General features: G+C 32.9%; 15 protein-coding genes, 9 tRNA genes and 1 rRNA gene. 2 read left to right on the forward strand and 23 right to left on the reverse strand.

Annotation, left to right across the window (positions count from 1 at the left end):
• Positions 1-61: 61 nt before the first annotated feature.
• Positions 62-808 carry a rhodanese-like domain-containing protein gene (locus tag KQI18_RS09465; RefSeq protein ID WP_216467540.1) on the reverse strand — a complete coding sequence of 249 codons (747 nt, stop codon included), beginning with the start codon at positions 806-808 and terminating at the stop codon, positions 62-64.
• A gap of 296 nt (positions 809-1,104) precedes the next feature.
• Positions 1,105-2,235, reverse strand: a complete 1,131-nt coding sequence (locus KQI18_RS09470) for a (Fe-S)-binding protein (RefSeq protein ID WP_216467541.1) — start codon at positions 2,233-2,235, stop codon at positions 1,105-1,107.
• A gap of 350 nt (positions 2,236-2,585) precedes the next feature.
• Between KQI18_RS09470 and KQI18_RS14190 the strand changes: the two genes are divergently transcribed.
• Entirely contained in the window at positions 2,586-2,987 is a 402-nt protein-coding gene (locus KQI18_RS14190) for a MarR family winged helix-turn-helix transcriptional regulator (RefSeq protein ID WP_420372068.1), read from the forward strand.
• A gap of 4 nt (positions 2,988-2,991) precedes the next feature.
• Complete coding sequence (locus tag KQI18_RS09480; protein ID WP_216467542.1) at positions 2,992-3,489, forward strand: GNAT family N-acetyltransferase; 498 nt, start codon at positions 2,992-2,994, stop codon at positions 3,487-3,489.
• Between the two features lie 149 nt (positions 3,490-3,638).
• On the opposite strand, the gene glmS is transcribed toward KQI18_RS09480, so the two are convergent.
• The 21 genes from glmS to rrf form a co-directional block, all read right to left on the reverse strand.
• Positions 3,639-5,465: a glutamine--fructose-6-phosphate transaminase (isomerizing) gene (gene glmS / locus KQI18_RS09485; RefSeq protein WP_216467543.1), complete on the reverse strand. Its 1,827-nt coding sequence runs from the start codon at positions 5,463-5,465 to the stop codon at positions 3,639-3,641.
• 226 nt (positions 5,466-5,691) lie between these two features.
• Positions 5,692-7,044, reverse strand: coding sequence for a phosphoglucosamine mutase (gene glmM / locus KQI18_RS09490; protein WP_216467544.1), 1,353 nt, complete (start codon positions 7,042-7,044; stop codon positions 5,692-5,694).
• 218 nt (positions 7,045-7,262) lie between these two features.
• Entirely contained in the window at positions 7,263-7,808 is a 546-nt protein-coding gene (locus KQI18_RS09495; RefSeq protein WP_216467545.1) for a 2-oxoacid:acceptor oxidoreductase family protein, read from the reverse strand.
• The gene (locus tag KQI18_RS09500) at positions 7,809-8,564 is read right to left on the reverse strand and encodes a thiamine pyrophosphate-dependent enzyme (RefSeq protein ID WP_216467546.1); all 756 of its coding nucleotides are present in this window, start codon (positions 8,562-8,564) and stop codon (positions 7,809-7,811) included.
• The gene (locus KQI18_RS09505) at positions 8,564-9,649 is read right to left on the reverse strand and encodes a 3-methyl-2-oxobutanoate dehydrogenase subunit VorB (protein ID WP_216467547.1); all 1,086 of its coding nucleotides are present in this window, start codon (positions 9,647-9,649) and stop codon (positions 8,564-8,566) included. Before KQI18_RS09505 ends, KQI18_RS09500 begins: the two co-directional genes overlap by 1 nt.
• A gap of 29 nt (positions 9,650-9,678) precedes the next feature.
• On the reverse strand, positions 9,679-9,900 hold the full coding sequence (locus tag KQI18_RS09510; RefSeq protein ID WP_216467548.1) for a 4Fe-4S dicluster domain-containing protein: 222 nt from the start codon (positions 9,898-9,900) through the stop codon (positions 9,679-9,681).
• 41 nt (positions 9,901-9,941) lie between these two features.
• Positions 9,942-10,619 (reverse strand): ATP-binding protein, encoded by a 678-nt coding sequence (locus KQI18_RS09515; protein WP_216467549.1) that lies wholly within the window; start codon positions 10,617-10,619, stop codon positions 9,942-9,944.
• Positions 10,609-11,688, reverse strand: a complete 1,080-nt coding sequence (buk, locus tag KQI18_RS09520) for a butyrate kinase (RefSeq protein ID WP_216467551.1) — start codon at positions 11,686-11,688, stop codon at positions 10,609-10,611. Before buk ends, KQI18_RS09515 begins: the two co-directional genes overlap by 11 nt.
• Before the next feature lie 22 nt (positions 11,689-11,710).
• Complete coding sequence (gene ptb, locus KQI18_RS09525; RefSeq protein ID WP_216467553.1) at positions 11,711-12,613, reverse strand: phosphate butyryltransferase; 903 nt, start codon at positions 12,611-12,613, stop codon at positions 11,711-11,713.
• 305 nt (positions 12,614-12,918) lie between these two features.
• Positions 12,919-14,100 (reverse strand): YbbR-like domain-containing protein, encoded by a 1,182-nt coding sequence (locus KQI18_RS09530; RefSeq protein ID WP_216467554.1) that lies wholly within the window; start codon positions 14,098-14,100, stop codon positions 12,919-12,921.
• The gene (cdaA, locus tag KQI18_RS09535) at positions 14,097-14,933 is read right to left on the reverse strand and encodes a diadenylate cyclase CdaA (protein ID WP_216467556.1); all 837 of its coding nucleotides are present in this window, start codon (positions 14,931-14,933) and stop codon (positions 14,097-14,099) included. Before cdaA ends, KQI18_RS09530 begins: the two co-directional genes overlap by 4 nt.
• An 887-nt stretch (positions 14,934-15,820) precedes the next feature.
• Positions 15,821-15,897 (reverse strand) — tRNA-Arg (locus KQI18_RS09540).
• Positions 15,898-15,905: 8 nt separating this feature from the next.
• A tRNA-Gly gene (locus tag KQI18_RS09545) sits at positions 15,906-15,980 on the reverse strand.
• A 114-nt stretch (positions 15,981-16,094) separates the two neighbouring features.
• Positions 16,095-16,171: transfer RNA gene (locus KQI18_RS09550), tRNA-Asp, on the reverse strand.
• A gap of 9 nt (positions 16,172-16,180) precedes the next feature.
• A tRNA-Val gene (locus tag KQI18_RS09555) sits at positions 16,181-16,256 on the reverse strand.
• A 6-nt stretch (positions 16,257-16,262) separates the two neighbouring features.
• Positions 16,263-16,336 (reverse strand) — tRNA-Gly (locus KQI18_RS09560).
• A 9-nt stretch (positions 16,337-16,345) separates the two neighbouring features.
• Positions 16,346-16,420: transfer RNA gene (locus KQI18_RS09565), tRNA-Glu, on the reverse strand.
• A 12-nt stretch (positions 16,421-16,432) separates the two neighbouring features.
• Positions 16,433-16,508 (reverse strand) — tRNA-Met (locus tag KQI18_RS09570).
• 9 nt (positions 16,509-16,517) lie between these two features.
• Positions 16,518-16,603, reverse strand: a tRNA-Leu gene (locus tag KQI18_RS09575).
• A 6-nt stretch (positions 16,604-16,609) separates the two neighbouring features.
• Positions 16,610-16,684, reverse strand: a tRNA-Asn gene (locus KQI18_RS09580).
• Positions 16,685-16,689: 5 nt separating this feature from the next.
• Positions 16,690-16,805: ribosomal RNA gene (gene rrf, locus KQI18_RS09585) — 5S ribosomal RNA — on the reverse strand; the annotation flags it as partial.

Genomic DNA, 16,805 nt, shown 5'->3' on the forward strand with positions numbered 1-16,805 from the left:
TCTATTTTTTTATGTTTATATTTACATTTAGTTAAATTTACTGTTTTATATTTGTCTTATACTATTTAACTAATTTAAATTCGTGCTCATCTACACCATCTATTGAATTAGATACTTTAGTATATCCTTTATCAGAAAGTATCTTTGCTGCTTGTCCACTTCTATTACCTGTTCTACAGTATAGATAAATATCTTTTTCTTTATTAAGTGTACCTAATTTAGATTCTATATCTTCAAGCGGAATATTTATAGCATTTTCAATATGACCTTTAGCAAATTCATCAGCTTTTCTAACATCTACTAAAACAGCATCTTTATTGTCAGCTATTGCCTTTTCAAGATCAGCGCCAGTTATATCATTATATGTAACCAAATCATAATCAAAATCTTTTACACCTTGAGCATTGTATACTTTTGTAAATCCATTTTTAGCTAATATATCAGCTGCTTTAGCGCTTTTCTTACCTGAGTTACAGTATAATATTACAGTTTTATCTTTATATGCATCTAAACCACTTAATTTTCCTTCAATATCATCAACATTTATATTTATAGCATTTGCTATATGTCCTGAAGAGTATTCTTTGTCATCTCTAACATCTATTACTATTCCATCTTTTTCTTTTTCCATTAATTTTACTGCTTTTTCCCCGTCGATATCTTCGTAAGCCACTCCTGTTTTATCTTCTTGTTTTGCAGGCTCAGATGCTGGTTTATCATCATTTGAACTACATCCTACTAAACTTCCAAAAGAAAGTGCCATAATCATTCCTAAAGCTAAAACTCTTAATTTCTTGCTAATTTTCATAAAAATACCCTCCATAAGCTCATTATTTTTATTAATACTACAGATAAACGTTTTCTACACGTTCCCTTTAATTATAACAAAATATGGTCTTATTCTTCATTTCCTTTTTCTATGCAAAATTAGTAGATATAGGAAATTTCTATATTATATTAATATAAGAGTTTAGTTATAAAATATAATTAACTTTACTATTGAATAAATTAATACATTTTATTTAGTTAGCCATAAATCACTTTATAGCTAACTTATATTATATTATTTTCTTCATAAGTATTCCTTAATTACTGATTAATATGCTATATTTTTTTAATTTTTTTGATTCCCTTCCTTCTAGTCATCCATTTTCCGACTGTTGAACTTTTCTCCTGATTAAATTTCTTTTTATTTTTTACATCGTCGTTAAACATAAAATCTAATACATGAAGTGTTGATTTCCCTGTTAACATCATAGATTCACAGCACGATTCACAATACGATATAACTGTATCATTCTCAGTTTCATCAACTCTATTTTTAGTCTGAGCTACAGAAATTTCATTGCTTGTAACTCTAGTCATTCCACCTGAACCACAGCATTCAGTATTTTCCCTATTGTTTTTAAATTCATCTATTTTTAATCCCATAGAGCTTAATATATCCCTTACATCATCATGAACATCGCTATTGTATCTAGTAGGACAAGGGTCATGTAAAGTAAATCTTTGCTCTAAATCAATATAATGTTCTTTCAATTCTTTTGGAACACCAAAATCGTTAATTATACTCCAAATATATGTAACTTTTACATTCGGGCTATTATCCTTTATAACTTTATAACAATTAGGGCATGCCACTATAACTTCATCTATGTTATTTGATTTTAAGACTTCCTCTAACTTAGAATAATAGGTTTTAAATTTATCCATATCTCCCATTATCAAAGTCGGTTTTGCACAACATTCGTAAATAATTGAAATACTTTTTATATGCTTTTTAAGATATTTAAATGTATCCACAACTATTTTATCATTGTAACTAGCCAGACTACATCCAGGCATAAAAACAGTCTTATGATTTTTCTTTATCGAACTATATGAGAAAACCGATGAAAAACTGTTTTGTTGATGAAACTTAACCGTTTTGTATCCTAAATCTTTCAAATTAGCTTCTCCACCAGAAAATATATCCTTCCTTGTTTCGTAAAACATATTCCCAAGGTCTATATCTTTTGGGCATACTTTTTTACACATTCCACACAACATACATGAATAGGATATGCATTTGTCTATTTTTTTCTCTGATATTATTTCTTCCACGATTTCTTTTGGTGATTCGCCGAATCTATCCATCATTGGACATACTTCGTAACATTTTTTACAGTTTATACAGTTTTTATTTTCTTCTTTTATATGTTTTATTGTCTCTTTGTTCAGAGATATTTTTTGCATTTATTACACCGCCAATTCGTTTAGTATTGAATTCGTGATTTTATATAATAATCGATATATTCTACACTCTAATTGTATTACATATTTGTGTACTCTTTATATATTTTTTGCTAATTTTTTATATGCATCACATATATTATACCAAAAATCTCTGTTATTTTAGAAGTTCCATATATTTCTTACAAATTTATTAGTATTTTTATTTATTAAAATATTCAAAATAATATATACACAACATGATTTTTTTTGTATAATGATATTTAGTTGAAAGTTCAACTAATATTGGAGGTGATATCATCACAAAACTAAATAATAAAATACTTAGAGAAATTGGGGCTCTATCTAGAGCTATCAACACATTAAATGATACTAAATACAAAAAATTTAATATTCAAAAAGGACAGTATATATTTATAACTCGTATTTGTGAAAATCCAGGTATAAATCTTATCCAATTAACCTCTATGCTAAAGGTAGATAAAACTACAACAACTAAAGCAATACAAAAACTAATAAAAGAAGATTATTTAACTAAAAAAACCGATGACAATGACAAAAGGATAGCAAGACTATCTCCTACAGAAAAAGCACTTGAGATATACAAGACTATAATAGATGAAGAAAACAGAAGTATCGATATATGCTTTAACGGCTTTTCAGAAGAAGAAAAATTGACTGCATATAAATTAGTTAAAAAAATGCAAGAAAATATAGAATCCGATTGGTATGACCTAAAACATTACAAGGAGTGATATTATGATAAGAAAAGCAAATTTAAAAGATCTAGACCAAATAATGAATATTATTTCTGACACAGTTGAAGAAATGAAGACTTACAACAACACTCAGTGGGATGAAAATTATCCTCAAGTAAAAGATTTTGAAAATGATATAAATAATGGCGATCTTTACGTAGACTTATTAGATGATCAAGTAGTCGGCTTTATATGCGTAAACTACGTAGAGCCAGACGAGTATAAGTGCATAAATTGGGTATCTAACGCTAAGTGTATGATAGTCCATAGAATGGCTGTAAACTCTAACTACAGAAACAAAAAGATAGGCACGAGATTGATGGAGTTTGCCGAGGAGCTTGCCAAAACAAACAACGTAAGTTATTTAAAGACAGATACATATTCACTTAATGTAAAGATGAATTCGCTATTTCAGAAATTCGGATACCAACTTGCTGGTGAGATGAGCTTTTTAGGTAAAGAATTTCATTTTAACTGTTATGACAAAATATTAGGATAAGTTAATTAATCTAATAAAAATATTTTATTATTATTTAAAATATTCTTTTTTTAAGTAATATAAAAAATTAATCAAAAACATTAAAAAGACATCTCTATAAATACTGATACGCAGTTATTAATAGAGATGTCATGTATATTTATATTTAATTATTCAACTGTAACTGACTTAGCTAAGTTTCTTGGTTTATCTACATCGCATCCTCTTAACACAGATACGTAGTAAGCTAGAATTTGCATTGGCACAACTGATAATATTGGTGCAAGTATATCGTCAGCATCTGGAATGTATATTACATCATCAGCCGCTTTTTCAACGTCTTTGTTGTGAGATTGTGCTATACCTATAATATAAGCACCTCTTGCTCTAACCTCTTCCATATTTGAAACCATTTTTTCAAATAATTTCTCTTGAGTTGCCACTGCTATTACTGGTATATCCTGCTCTATAAGAGCTATAGTACCGTGCTTTAATTCTCCAGCTGCAAAAGCTTCAGCATGGATATATGATATCTCTTTAAGTTTTAGAGCACCCTCCATAGCTAAACTACAGTCTATACCCCTACCTAAGTAGAATGCACTAGTAGTTTCTTCAAACTTTTTAGCTATTTCTTTGATTGATTCTTCGCCTTTTAATACTTCTTCCACTTGAGCAGGTATTGCTCTCATTTTAGCTATCATTTCATTGTAGTACTCTCTAGTTATTGTACCTTTTTTAAGAGCAAAGTCTAATGCTATCATATATAGTGAAACTATTTGAGTTGTATAAGCTTTTGTAGATGCAACTGATATCTCAGGTCCAGCCCAAGTGTAGAATACATCGTGTGCTTCTCTTGCTATTGAAGAAGCAACAACATTAGTAACTGCTAGTACTCTAGCACCTTTCTCTTTTGCTTCTCTTAATACAGCAAGTGTATCTGCTGTTTCTCCAGATTGACTTACTAGTACTATTAGAGTATTTTCATCAAGTATAGGATCTGAATATCTAAATTCAGATGCTATATCGGCTATAACTTGAACTTTCATAAATTTCTCCATAGCGTATTTTCCAAGTAATCCTGCATGGTAAGCAGTACCACAAGCTACTACATATATTCTCTGAACTTTATCTAGATCTTCTTTAGTCATATTTATAGTATCTAGTGTTATAGTTCCGTTATCGTCTAATCTTCTCTCTAATGTGTCTTTTATTGCAGTTGGCTGCTCGTGTATTTCTTTCGCCATGTAGTGATCGTAACCACCTTTTGAAGCTGCTTCTATATCTAAATCTATATGAACAGATTCTTTTTCTACTAAATTTCTATCGAAATCGTATACTTTTAGGTCACTTCCTTGCATATGAACTACTTCACCATTATCCAAGAAATATACATCTCTAGTGTAAGCTAATAAAGCAGTTATATCTGAAGCTACTATATTTTCATCTTTACCTAATCCAACTACTAGTGGACTGTCTTTTCTAACAGCTACAAGCTCTTTGTCATTATCTTGAGAAATTATAGCTAATGCAAATGCTCCTCTTAATCTAGCTATTGTTTTATAAGTTGCATCTAGTAAATTTCCATCATAGTACTTATCTATTAAGTGAGCTATTACCTCAGAATCAGTTTGTGTTAAAAACTCATAACCTTCTTTTGATAACTCTTCTTTTATTTCCATGTAGTTTTCTATTATTCCATTGTGGACAACAGCTAGGCTCTTGTCTTTATTGAAATGAGGATGACTATTTGTATCTGATGGCTCACCATGAGTTGCCCATCTTGTATGGCCAATTCCTAAAGATCCTTCCATTCCATTAAACTCAACATCTTCACCTAGTATTGCAAGTCTACCATTGTGCTTTCTGATATCTAACTTATGATTGTTGTTTACTGCAATCCCTGCTGAATCGTAACCTCTGTACTCCAGCTTTGAAAGTCCATTCATAATTACTTCAGAAGCATTCCCTTTTCCTAAATATCCAACTATTCCACACATATTTGTGTCCTCCTAAAATTTTTATATATTTTAAGAGTTAGGTCTACATTTACTTGAACTTCCCTTTGTCCATACGATTACTCGAATGTTTTAAAGAAATTCTTCGATGGTAAACACACCGCAGAGCATCCGCCGATAATTCGATTAACTCTGTCCTCGTCAACTCACATATAGTGAGTTCTGGCGCTTTAGCGGATCCTTAGTTTTTTCTAAAGATCCCTTTTATCTACGACAATTTTTCTGTAATAAGATTAGCTAAATTTGTCGCCAATTCTTTTAGTTGACCTTCCTCTTTACCCTCTAACATTACTCTTACTAATGGTTCTGTTCCAGATGGTCTTATTAAGACTCTTCCTTCACCATGCAGTAAGCTTTCTATTTTTTCTATTTCTTTTTTTACTTCGTGTATTTCCATATACTTGTTTTTATTTTCATTTTTAATTCTTGCATTAACGAGTACTTGTGGATACTTTGTCATTACAGATGCAAGCTCTGATAATTTTCTCTTTTCTTCTTTTACAATACTTGATAGTACTAGTGAACTTAATACTCCATCACCTGTAGTATTGTAATCAAGGAAAATCATATGCCCAGACTGCTCTCCTCCAAGATTGTAACCACTCTTTACCATTTCTTCAAGAACATATCTGTCTCCAACACATGTAGTTGCAAGTTCAATTCCATGCTCTTTCGCTGCTATTGTAAGACCAATATTACTCATAACTGTAACAACCAACGTGTCTTTTGCAAGCTTTTCTTTTTTCTTCAGATAAATAGCACCCAAAATCATTATATGATCTCCATCTACTATTTGCCCCTGTTCATTTACAGCTATAAGTCTATCGGCATCTCCATCATAAGCTAAACCTAGGTCTGCACCATTTTTTACTACAGCCTCACATAATAACTCTGGATGCGTAGAACCACATTTATCGTTTATATTGATTCCATCTGGATCGTTATGTATAGCAATTACTTCTGCTCCTAACTCTTTAAATACTGTTGGAGCTACTTTGAATGCAGCACCGTTAGCACAATCAAGAACAACTTTTAAACCACTTAAATCTTCATTTACTATAGATTTCAAGTATTCTACATAGTCCTTTTGCGCATTATGTAGGTAAATCTTTTTACCTAATTTTTCACCAGTTGGGTAGTATTCGATTTTGTCTATATCATCTATATATTCTTCAATTTTAAATTCTATTTCATCGTCAAGTTTATATCCATTTTCATTAAAAAATTTAATCCCATTGTATTCAAAAGGATTATGAGACGCAGAAATAACAACACCACAATCAGCTTCGTACTTCTTAATTAAATACGCAACTGCTGGTGTAGGTATAACCCCTACTGATATTACATCACATCCTACTGACATAAGTCCTGAAATAAGTGATGCCTCTAACATATCTCCTGACACTCTAGTGTCCTTTCCTACAACGACTTTTACATTGTCTTTATGATCATTCTGAGCTAAAACAAATCCCCCAGCTCTTCCAAGTTTATAAGCCAGATCACATGTCAGTTCAGTATTAGCTACTCCTCTGACACCATCTGTTCCAAAATATTTCCTCACTTCAAAAACTCCTTTCAAAGATGAAAGCATAAAATGCACTATCTCATATATTATACCACATTATCATAAAATCAAGAAATAATCTATCATTACAAAAAATATAACAAAATTGTTATTATCCTAAATATTGGTGGTATAAATATTTTATGTTTTGGTATCTTGCTATAACAAAAAAAGGCAATAGAATAATTCTATTGCCTTTTAAATACTAATTATTATTAGTTCTTAGTTGCATCCATACCTTTTTGAAGAGCTTCTCTGTTTAATGGAACAAATTTCTCTTTTGAAGGTCCGAAAACTTTCTTAAATGCATCTAATACTGACTCTATGTCAACAGTATCAGATACTTCTAAGTAAGCACCTAACATTATCATGTTGGCAACTTTTGGATTTCCTAATTCAACAGCTAAATCATTAGCTGGTATATAGTAAACATCAACATCATCTCTATCAACTTTTGCATCGATTAATGAACTGTTAACTAATATTTTTCCTCCAGGAACAACGTCTTTTTGGAATTTTTCAAATGCTGGTGCATTCATTAGTATAGCAGCAGTTGCATCATCAGTTATAAGTGGAGAACCTACTGGCTCACTAGACACTGTTACAGCACAGTTTGCTGTACCTCCACGCATCTCTGGTCCGTATGATGGTAACCAAGATACTTCTTTGTTCTCTAACATTCCTGCATAAGTAAGTAATTGTCCCATTGACATAACACCTTGGCCTCCGAAGCCTGCACATATTACTCTAGCTGTAGACATTTACTTCACCTCCCCATCAATTTCAACATCTTTAAAGTTTCCTAATGGATAATGTGGCATCATATTATCTCTTAACCATTGTAATGCATCAACTGGTGATAATCCCCAGTTAGTTGGGCATGTAGAAAGTACTTCAACTATACCAAATCCTAATCCTGCTTTTTGAACTTGGAAAGCTTTCTTTATTGCTTTTTTAGCTTTTCTTACATTAGCTGGAGTATCAACAGTAACTCTCTCAACGAATACTGCTCCATCTAATGTAGATAACATTTCACTTACTCTTATTGGGAAACCTTGAGTTTCTGGGTTTCTTCCTGATTGAGCAGTAGTAGCTTTTTGACCTACTAGTGTAGTAGGAGCCATTTGTCCACCAGTCATTCCGTAAGTAGTGTTGTTAACGAATATAGTTGTTATTTTTTCTCCTCTAGCTGCAGCGTGAATTATTTCAGCTGTACCTATTGAAGCTAAGTCTCCATCTCCTTGGTAAGTAAACACTGTTTTGTCAGGGTGTACTCTTTTTACTCCTGTAGCCGCAGCTGGAGCTCTACCGTGAGATGCTTCTTGTGTATCAACATTATAATATTTATATCCTAATACTGAACAACCAACAGGTACTATACCTATTGTTTCTCCCAGTAATCCTAACTCTTCTAGAGATTCCGCTACTATTCTGTGGATTATACCGTGAGTACATCCTGGACAGTAGTGAGTGTGGGCTTCTGTTAAACCTTCAGTTCTTTTAAATACAACAGCCATTATCTAACACCTCCTGAAACTTCTTTACCATCTAATATGTCTTTAGCCATTTGAACAATATATGCTGGATCTGGAGTCATTCCTCCTGGTCTTCCGTGGAAGTATATTGGTAATCTTCCTCTTACAGCTAAGTCAACGTCTTCGATCATTTGACCCATACTCATCTCTACTGTAAATATAGCTTTTGCATTAGGTATATTTTCAGCTTTGAATGCATCGAATGGGAAAGGCCATATTGTTTTAGGTCTAACAAGTCCTGCTTTTATTCCTTGTTCTCTTAAAGTAGTAATAGCAGTCTTAACTATTCTTGAAACAGTTCCATAAGCTGCGAAGACAATTTCTGCGTCTTCTGTTTTGTACATTTCAACATCTACTTCATTTTTTTCTATTTCTTTATATTTAGCATCTAAACGTAAGTTGTGTTCCTCTAACTCAACTGACTCTAAGTATAGAGAGTTTATGATATTAGGGTTTCTGTTCATTCCTGTTCCTACAGTAGCCCAATCTTTTGGAGGCAACTCTCTTTTCTTTCCTGGACCACTAAAATCAACTGGCTCCATCATTTGTCCTATCATACCATCAGCAACAACCATTACTGGTGTTCTGTAGTAATCAGCTACATCGAAAGCTCCCATGATCATATCAACAGCTTCTTGAACAGATGCTGGTGCGAAAACTGGAGTTCTGTAATCCCCGTTTCCTCCACCTCTAGTTGACATGAAGTAGTCAGCTTGTGAAGGTTGTATACTTCCTAGACCTGGTCCACCTCTCATGATGTTAAGTATAACGCATGGAACTTCTGCTCCTGCACAGTATGTTATACCTTCTTGTTTTAACGCAACACCTGGTGAAGATGAAGAAGTCATTACTCTTGCACCTGCTCCTCCTGCTCCGTAAACCATATTTATTGCTGAAACTTCTGACTCAGCTTGAACAAATGCTCCACCAATTTTTGGTAATTCTCTTGATAAATACTCTGGTAATTCACTTTGTGGAGTTATTGGGTAACCGAAGAAATGTTTACAACCAGCTTCTATAGCTGCTTTACCAAACGCTTCGTTACCTTTCATAAGTATTTTAGCCATTAAACTTCCCCCTTTATTAATTGATTTAATTAGTCTCTTTCTACTGTTATAACTTGGTCTGGACACATAGTTGCACAGCTTGCACATCCTATACACTTGTCCATTTCAAATACAGTTGAAGGGTTGTATCCCTTTTTATTAATTGTGTTAGTGTCTATTTGTACAATCTTTACTGGACATGCATCTACACACAATCCACAACCTTTGCAACGGTCTTGATTAAATATAACTTTTCCTTTTGCTTTTGCCATTTGACTTGCCTCCTTAAACTTTCTATATATTTGAGCTCAAACTACATCCAATCTTGTCTCATATATAGTTTTATAGGGAATATCTCACCCTCTAAACCTTCTGGTAATTGATCTACTAAAGTTTCTATACATGTGTTGTACTTAACTGGTATATTAAGAGCCTTAGAAACATCTTTGACTACTTCTTGGCCTTTTAATATATCATCAACTGTTGTATCCCAGATCATGTGAGTATTATTTACTAGGCCAGTAACCTTAAGCTTAGAAGCATTCTCTATAATTGCTATATAGTCAATAACTTCTTGTGCGGTTTGAGTTTTCTCCCTATTCGCGTTTACTACGAAAAACAAATCGTAGTCACCATCTTTTATAAGATCGCGGTAACCCGCAATTACTTTAGCTCCTACATTGTCGCCACCAAGGTCGATAACATAGTTGTATGAGCTGTCGTTCATAGGCGTTTTAACTTGAGCTGATATTGCTGGGACATCTAAACTTGTTGCCTCTATAGAACTCCCCATGGGAATTATATCTAGAGACTCCAAAAACGCTTTCTTTTCCCTAGTTCTGAAATAGACATTTACAACGTCCATGTCAGCTAGAGCTACTTTGCCAGATACCATCTCTCTTAATTTTACTACATAGTTCATTGAGAATTCACTTTTTCCACTACCATAGTGGCCAGTCATGATTCTAATTCTTTTATCATTAGTTACCATATACTTTGGCCTCTTCTTCACCTGATAAGACTCTAAGTCCACCTTGTGCTAAAGCGATCATTTCATCTTCACCTGGATAAACTGTAACATCAGTTATATACTTAACTCTGTCTATTATCATTTGAGTGAATGATTTTGAGTATGCAATACCACCAGTAAGAAGTATTCCATCAACATTTCCTTTAAGAACTGAAGCACATGCCCCTATTTCTTTAGCTATTTGATAAGCCATAGCATCATATAATAGCTCGGCTTTTTTATCGCCTTTTTCTATCATATCTTCAACTTCTCTAGCGTCATTAGTTCCTAAATATGCTACTAATCCACCATTACCTTTTATTTTTTTCTTTATATCATCGAAAGTGAATTCACCACTGAAACACATCTTTGCTAGTTGCCCAACAGGTAAACCTCCACTTCTCTCTGGAGAGAATGGTCCTTCACCGTCTAATGCATTGGCAACATCAACTACTTTCCCTTTTTCATGAGCACCAACTGATACTCCTCCACCCATATGAGCTACAACAAGGTTTATATCTTCATATTTTTTATTATTTTCGCTTGCAAATCTTCTAGCTATTGCCTTTTGATTTAATGCATGGAAAATACTTGCTCTCTCTATTTCAGGCATTCCTGAAATTCTAGCTAAATCATTTAATTCATCAACAACAACTGGGTCAACTATATAAGATGGAGCGTTTACTTCATCACCTATTTGCTTAGCTATTATTCCACCTAAGTTAGATGCGTGCTCTCCTGAAACACCTACTTTTAAATCTTCTAGCATAGGAGCGTTTACTTCGTAAGTACCACCTTCTATAGGCTTAAGAAGTCCACCTCTACCTACAACACAATCCAAATCAGAAAGGTTTATCCCACCTTCAGCTAATGAATCTACTATTACTTGCTTTCTGAATTCAAACTGATCAGAAATTCTGTCATATTTACCTATTTCTTCTGAAGAGTGTCTTAACGTTTTCTCGAACACTTCTTTCTCATTGTCAAATACGGCTATCTTAGTCGAAGTAGACCCTGGATTAATCGTTAATATTTTGAAAACTTTATTCATCTGTATATTTACCTCCTGGATATTATGCCTTAGCTGCCATTAGGACACCTAATGCTATTGAATTAAGTTTAGTTTCTTCGTTATCTGCTCTAGAAGTTAATATGACTGGTGCTTTTGCCCCAACTATAACTCCTGCACTCTTTGACTTAGCAAAGTAAGACATGGATTTATAAAGTATGTTACCTGCTTCAATATCTGGCGCTAATAATATATCAGCTTTACCAGCAACAGGATGGTCCATACCTTTGTGTTTTGCCGCTTCTTCTGAGACAGCATTATCTAGTGCAAAAGGTCCACCAACTATACATCCTTTGATTTCTCCCCTCTTACACATATCTTCTAGTTCTTTTGCATCTACTGTATCCGGCATTTTTGGATTAACTTTTTCTTTTGCACATAAACACGCAACTTTTGGTTCTGCTATATCAAGTGCATGCGCTACTGTACATGAATTTTCTATGATTTGCTTTTTAGTTTGTAAATCTGGAGCTAAGTTCATAGCTGCATCTGTTATAAAGAATAACTTATCGTATCCTTCTACATCAAAAACTGCTACGTGACTTAGAACGTTTCCAGTTCTCAGACCTACTTCTTTATTTAAAACTGCTTTTAAGATTATTGATGTGTCTACTAAGCCTTTCATTACCATATCGGCTTTTCCTTGTGAAACTAATTCAACAGATTTTAATGAAGCTTCTGCTAAATCTTTTATATCGATAAGTTCGTAATTGTCTATATCTACGTCTATACTTTTTGCTATTTCTCTAGTCTTTTCAATATCCCCTACTAATATAGCTTTAGCTATTTTTTCTTTTCTCGCCATCTCAACAGCTAATAAAACTTCTTTGTCTTGACAACAAGCAACAGATATAGTCTTAGGACCTCTTTCTTCTGCAAATTTTATTACTTCTTCAAAGTTTCTCATGCGATTACACCTCATTTAGAATTTTTGAAATCAATTAAAATATTTCAAATTAAATTATACATCTATTTTCAGGCCTTTAATAGTTTAAACTGATAATTCTTTTCAGAAAACTATATTCAATTAAAACAATTTATCTCTATAATATTAGACAATAAAATTGTTTAATAGTTATAATACTCTAAAATCCTCATAATATAATAATATCGCTAAAATAAATAAGATGCAACAGAAATATAAAATTAACAATGTCAATTTTTGTCACACTCTGTCACATCTTGTTTTTTTAATATCATTAAATTTTCAGATTATTCCACTTCAACAATGTTAGGAGTTATCTTAACATTTTTAAAATTGAAATTAGATTCATATTTTATTACATATTTGCTATCTGTAACACTTTGTTGAGTTAAATCTAAATATAGTTTAATATCTGATTTTTTTACTTCACCCAAGTCACTATCGTACTCAACATCCACTCTTATTTCGTTAGGACTTATTATTGTGTTTTCTTCACCTTCTACGTCTTCACTTTTTCTTAGTTCTATTTCATCTGCACTAAAGGTAAAAGATTTATTAGCTAATTCTTTAGGCTTCTTACTAACTGTTATTGTCGAAAACTCTATATTAACTCCATCTGGAACAATTAAATTTACCTTAATTTCATTAGAATCCTCTAATTGACTTAAGTCAATTAACTCAGTCTCTATAGATCCAACTGCTTCGATAGCTTCTTTTTTACCTTTGATCACAACTTCTTTAGTACTTACATCGTAACTCTTTATATCTTCATTATCTTCTTTAATATTAAATTTTATTGGAACAGTCTTTTGCTTATACATTTCAACATCAGCTTTTACATAATACGTTGAAAGCACAACATCCTCAACTTTTTCACCATTTTCATCTATAGGCACCAATTTTAAATTTCTAGTGAAGTTATCTTTTCCTGTCTCGACATTTAATTCAGCCTCAACATTTTTAACCTTATTCACCATACTTCTTGGACCAGATACTTTCACTTTATTCTTCTCAAGCTTTACTTCACTTATGTCGTCTTTTTTCGCACCCTCTATATTTACCTTTATAGCTTTATCCTTTTTAACAACTCTTTCGAGATTCACCATAGCTACAGGGCTCCTTAGAACAGTATTATCAACAGTCTCAGAGACATTTACCTTTAGATACATATCATTTTGTCCCTCAATAGGTTTTTTTATCTCACCGTACACATATATCTTATCTTTATTTATACTTTTAACTTTGGATAATTGTCCTGTGACAGTCACATTCGCTGTGATTTCTTCATCCGGATAAATTACAAATCCTCTATCCTCTAATTCTGCAGTATTAGTGATGTGCACTGGAATATTTTCTATTAATTTACTTTCCTGTGGATCTACTGCAAGCATTACGTACATCCACAAAGCCATCGCACTGAGTATTGCAATAACTTTAATTTTTGTATTATGTTTAAACTTATTTATCATCTAAATAAACCACCTTTAAAGAAGCTTTTTTCATCGGTATTTACCTTTAAATTGCTGCGCAATATGTTTGTCATTCTCTCTTTAGATATATCTCTATAAAGTTTTCCTGATTTAGCTATAGAGACACCTCCAGTTTCCTCTGAGACAATTAAGGTAATACAGTCAGATACTTCACTGATTCCTATACCAGCTCTATGTCTAGTACCTAAATCTTTACTCAAATCTTTAGTCTCAGTAAGAGGTAGAAAACATGCCGCTGCCTTTATTCTAGTTTCCCTAATAACAACTGCACCATCATGAAGTGGAGTATTTGGGATAAATATATTTATCAATAACTGCCTAGAAATTTCAGAGTCTATGACAGTACCGGTGTTTATGATTTCGTTTATTTTAGTGTCCCTCTCCATAACTATTAGAGCACCAATTTTTTGTCTTGATAGCGAATACAGAGATTCAACTATTTCTTCGATTGTTCTATTTAAGGTTTCTTCTGATGAATTAACGTTTTTCCCGAAGAAAGTTAATCTTGTTCTTCCTATACGTTCAAGTCCTGCTCTCAACTCAGGCTGAAAAATAATTGCTGCTATCATACCTATTTCGAGTGTATTTTTTAGAAGCCAGCTCAATGTATGAAGTTTTAAGAGATCACTGACTTGTACTATTACCACAAATAAAATTATACCTTTAAAAACCTGTTCTGCTCTTGTATCTTTTATAAACATAAATATCTTGTAAAAAATGTATGCAACTATTGCTATATCAAGTATATCTGGTATACTAATTTTCATTATTATATTAAAAAAATCATTAAAAAAGGAATTAAGACCTAACAAAATTTTGTCCTCCTATTTGTTTTTACAATACTGCTGTATATTATTTATTATACACTATATTAATTGAAGTATATACAAACTATTCAATTTTTCATCAAATATTCGTCTTGCCTTTTCTTTATTTACAACTTTAAGACTTTATTACAATATTAATAAAGATAAAGTAATATAAAACAAACTATTTTTTTGTATACTAGATTATAAAAATCGTTATATTTTATATTAGCAATTGTAAATAATTAGTTATTATACTGTAAATATTGTTAAAAAAGCAACGAAAATAACGTTTTTCCATTTTTCTGAATAATTATTATGAATTAATTTTCATTTATATTTTAATTAAAATTCTAATATCAAAATTTTCTATATAATCTAATTATTTAATACAATACATTTTAACGTATAATGTAAAACCAATTAAAGATAAATAAAAAATAATGACATTAATATACTCTATTTACAAAATTATAAACATTAGCGAATAATAATATGACTTCTACATAAAATGCTAATTATGTAAACCCAACAGATATTAGCCAATATATTAATATTGTATATAAACTATACAATAATGCTTATAATGTAAATATACAGATTAAAAAGATAGATCATTACTAGAACCTTTTAATCTGTATATTTATGTAGAAAAGTCATTATATCAATTTTAAATTTATAGAAAATAATAGTATAATAAACCAGATTTACTTTTGAACAACTTTTTATCCATATTTTCAGTAATTAAATAATTTCAATTACTATGTGATTTTTTATTATTATTTCTGCTAATTAATATTATTAGTATACTGCTTTTTAGTTGTAAATAGCTTGTATTGGGTAAATAAATTTATAAAATAAAAAAGCCTCACATAAGTGAAACTTTTTATTAATGGTGAGCGCACAGGGATTCGAACCCCGGACACACGCCTTAGAAGGGCGTTGCTCTATCCAGCTGAGCTATGCACCCATATAATATGGAGCGGGAAACGAGATTCGAACTCGCGACTTCAACCTTGGCAAGGTTGCGCTCTACCACTGAACTATTCCCGCATATTTTAATTATATTTAGTACTCTTTGGTACTTACTGAGCCTTATTGTCTTATTAGTTAATTTGGCGACCTCTTGGTACTACTGTACCTAATAATGTCATTTATATCTTTAATTGGCGACCTGGAAGGGGCTCGAACCCTCGACCTCCAGCGTGACAGGCTGGCATTCTAACCAACTGAACTACCAGGCCGCGTAAAATTGGTGGGATTAACAGGGCTCGAACCTGTGACCCCCTGCTTGTAAGGCAGGTGCTCTCCCAGCTGAGCTATAATCCCACGTGCTGGAGCGGGTGAAGGGGATCGAACCCTCACAGCCGGCTTGGAAGGCCGGAACTCTACCATTGAGCTACACCCGCATATTTAATTGGTGACCCGTAGGGGAATCGAACCCCTGTTACCGCCGTGAAAGGGCGGTGTCTTGACCGCTTGACCAACGGGCCTTATGTTTTTAATGGTTGCGGAGGCAGGACTCGAACCTACGACCTTTGGGTTATGAGCCCAACGAGCTGCCAACTGCTCCACTCCGCGATATTGAAATGCCGAAGACCGGAATCGAACCGGTACGAGAGGTAAGTCCCGCAGGATTTTAAGTCCTGTGCGTCTGCCAGTTCCGCCACTTCGGCTTTTTATGGCTCCAAGGGAGGGACTCGAACCCTCAGCCTATCGGTTAACAGCCGAGTGCTCCACCGTTGAGCTACCTTGGAACATTACGCGGCTACGTCCTACTCTCCCAGGCAGTTTCCCACCAAGTACCATCAGCGCAAGAGAGCTTAACTTCTGTGTTCGGAATGGGAACAGGTGTATCCTCTCTGCTATTGTAACCAC

The sequence above is a fragment of the Metaclostridioides mangenotii genome (genome assembly GCF_018917235.1).
Lineage (GTDB): Bacteria > Bacillota > Clostridia > Peptostreptococcales > Peptostreptococcaceae > Metaclostridioides.

Bases quoted from the DNA above. Each gene is read 5' to 3' on its own strand.
- KQI18_RS09480 (WP_216467542.1), top strand. From the start codon at position 2,992: ATGATAAGAAAAGCAAATTTAAAAGATCTAGACCAAATAATGAATATT.
- KQI18_RS09465 (WP_216467540.1), bottom strand. From the start codon at position 808: ATGAAAATTAGCAAGAAATTAAGAGTTTTAGCTTTAGGAATGATTATG.
- KQI18_RS09500 (WP_216467546.1), bottom strand. From the start codon at position 8,564: ATGGCTGTTGTATTTAAAAGAACTGAAGGTTTAACAGAAGCCCACACT.
- KQI18_RS09470 (WP_216467541.1), bottom strand. From the start codon at position 2,235: ATGCAAAAAATATCTCTGAACAAAGAGACAATAAAACATATAAAAGAA.
- ptb (WP_216467553.1), bottom strand. From the start codon at position 12,613: ATGAGAAACTTTGAAGAAGTAATAAAATTTGCAGAAGAAAGAGGTCCT.
- KQI18_RS09495 (WP_216467545.1), bottom strand. From the start codon at position 7,808: ATGTCTACAGCTAGAGTAATATGTGCAGGCTTCGGAGGCCAAGGTGTT.
- buk (WP_216467551.1), bottom strand. From the start codon at position 11,688: ATGAATAAAGTTTTCAAAATATTAACGATTAATCCAGGGTCTACTTCG.
- glmS (WP_216467543.1), bottom strand. From the start codon at position 5,465: ATGTGTGGAATAGTTGGATATTTAGGAAAAGGGAATGCTTCTGAAGTA.
- KQI18_RS09510 (WP_216467548.1), bottom strand. From the start codon at position 9,900: ATGGCAAAAGCAAAAGGAAAAGTTATATTTAATCAAGACCGTTGCAAA.
- KQI18_RS09515 (WP_216467549.1), bottom strand. From the start codon at position 10,619: ATGGTAACTAATGATAAAAGAATTAGAATCATGACTGGCCACTATGGT.
- KQI18_RS09530 (WP_216467554.1), bottom strand. From the start codon at position 14,100: ATGATAAATAAGTTTAAACATAATACAAAAATTAAAGTTATTGCAATA.
- KQI18_RS09505 (WP_216467547.1), bottom strand. From the start codon at position 9,649: ATGGCTAAAATACTTATGAAAGGTAACGAAGCGTTTGGTAAAGCAGCT.